This window comes from Saccharopolyspora sp., from assembly GCF_017434145.1.
Lineage (GTDB): Bacteria > Actinomycetota > Actinomycetes > Mycobacteriales > Pseudonocardiaceae > Saccharopolyspora_C > Saccharopolyspora_C galaxeae.
This window is the reverse complement of sequence record NZ_JAFRFW010000860.1, coordinates 1-2068: the sequence shown is the minus strand read 5'-3', so window position 1 is coordinate 2068 and position 2068 is coordinate 1. Positions and strand designations below refer to the sequence as shown.

2 protein-coding genes are annotated in these 2068 nt (G+C 70.8%); one reads left to right on the top strand and one right to left on the bottom strand.

Annotated elements, in window-relative coordinates; genetic code table 11:
• Nucleotides 1-114: 114 nt before the first annotated feature.
• Complete coding sequence (locus IJH84_RS23355) at nt 115-999, bottom strand: MaoC/PaaZ C-terminal domain-containing protein (protein WP_200070571.1); 885 nt, start codon at nt 997-999, stop codon at nt 115-117.
• Nucleotides 1000-1319: 320 nt separating this feature from the next.
• On the opposite strand from IJH84_RS23355, the gene IJH84_RS23350 reads away from it, so the two are divergent.
• Nucleotides 1320-2068: CoA transferase (locus IJH84_RS23350; RefSeq protein ID WP_295149049.1), on the top strand; the 749-nt coding region annotated here is incomplete at its 3' end.

Sequence of the window (2068 nt, the reverse complement as noted above, 5' to 3'; positions counted from 1 at the left end):
GCCGCCACTGCACACCGCTCTGCCCGGCGGTGTGCAGGCACAGCACGACCGGGCCGGAACCGGCCAACTCGGTGAACGCGAGGGTGCCTGCCGCCTCGACGTAGCGGGCCTCGATCATCGCTGCTCCTGACCGGCCCCGCGGGCCGCCTCGGCGATCAGCTGCAGCGCCTTGGTCAACCGCAGGTACTCGTAGGCGTTGCCGGAGACCTGGAAATCACCGTTCATGGCGCGCTGCATGAAGTCGTTGCGCTGCGCGGTGACCAGCTCGGTCCACACCAGCGGCGATGCCGCGAGGGTGAACGCGGGCCCGTGCGGAGTGCGCGTCGCGGCTTCCAGCACCCGGCCCCGGTAGATCCGCAGCTGCACCTCGTCGTCGCCGCTGCGCAGCCCGATCGCACCGTCCCAGGTGGCGACCGCGGAGGCGAACCGTTCGTCGAGCCGTTCGGTGAGCGCTTCGGCCCACGCCACCGTGCCGAACCTGCGACCCGCCGGGTCGGGGCCGGTGCCGCGGGCCGGGACCAGGAACGCGGTGGTCCCTTCCTGCACCGTCTCGTCGTCCTGGTTGAGCAGCCGCACGTGCCGGTCGACCACGCCTCGCGAACCATCTCCGGTGCGGTGGCAGCGGATGATCGTCATCGTCATGCGCAGCGCGTCACCGGGGAAGATCGGGCGCAGGTAGCGCCAGTTCGTGTCCAGCAGCGCGACCTCGGAGTCCGGGACCAGGCCGAGGTCGTGGAACATGCCGAAGAACACCGCGATGCCGAACGGGCCGTGCAGCACCGGTTTCCCGAAGCGCGTGCGCGCGGCGAATTCGGCGTCGTGGTGCAGGGGGTGCTGATCACCGCTGATGGCGGCGAAGGCGGTCAGGTCGTGCTCGGTGACCTCGCGCGGACCTGCTTCGAAGCGGCGGCCGACGGTGAAATCCTCGTAGGCCCCGACGCTCCCGTGCGACCGATCGGCACCGGAGGACGCGGCGGTGCGCACCGGTTCGGATGTCATGAACGCCTCCCCGTCCGCCGCACACCGGCGAACGCTTTCACCGAACCACTGCAACGCCCTCGGCGTCAAAGTCCGCTGGTGCGGCGACATCGCGCAGCACGCTCAGTCCACTATGGACTTACGAGCACCAGGTGGCGGCTCGGGGGTTCCCTCCGCCGATCCGCCGAAGTATTGTACGGCCAAATACCATCCGGACGAACTCGACGAACGCTGATCGCCGCCTGTCGCAACGCCGTTCCCGTTCCGCAGCAACGATCTGCGGGCGCTGTCCGACCAGAGCAAACGGTCGCGCACTGGCCGCACCAACCTGGAGGTCCGCCGTGCCGCCTGCCACCGGCCCGCTGTCCGGTCTGCGCGTCGTCGAGATCTCGTCGTTCGTCGCCGCGCCGCTGGGCGGGATGACGCTGGCGCAGCTGGGCGCGGACGTGATCCGGGTCGATCCGCGCGGCGGGGCCGCCGACCGGCACCGCTGGCCGCTGGCCGATACCGGCACGAGCATCTACTGGGCCGGGCTGAACAAGGGCAAGCGCTCCGTGGTCGCCGATCTGCGCTCGGACGCGGGCAGGCAGGTGGTGCGCGACCTCGTCGCCGCGTTCCCCGCGGGCAGCGGAGTCGTGCTCACGAACTCGGCGGGCCGCGACTGGCTCTCGCACGAGAGGCTGTCCGAGGTGTGCCCGGACCTGATCCACGTGCTGATCGAAGGCCGCAGCGACGGATCGTCCGCAGTGGACTACACGGTCAACGCCGAGTCCGGATTCCCGCTCGCCACCGGCGATGGCGACCGGCCGGTGAACCACGTGCTACCCGCCTGGGACATCAGCTGCGGGCTCTACGCCGCCCTCGCGGTGAGTTCGGCGGCTCGCGAGCGCGAACGCACCGGGCAGGGCACCGGAGTGCGGCTCGCGCTCGCGGACATCGCGCTGGCGATGGCGGGCAACCTCGGGTTCCTGGGCGAAGCGGAGCTCAACGGCACCTCGCGGGAACCGATCGGCAACCACATCTACGGCACGTTCGGCAGGGACTTCCGCTGCTCGGACGGCGGCCGGTTCATGGTGGTGGCGCTCACCGG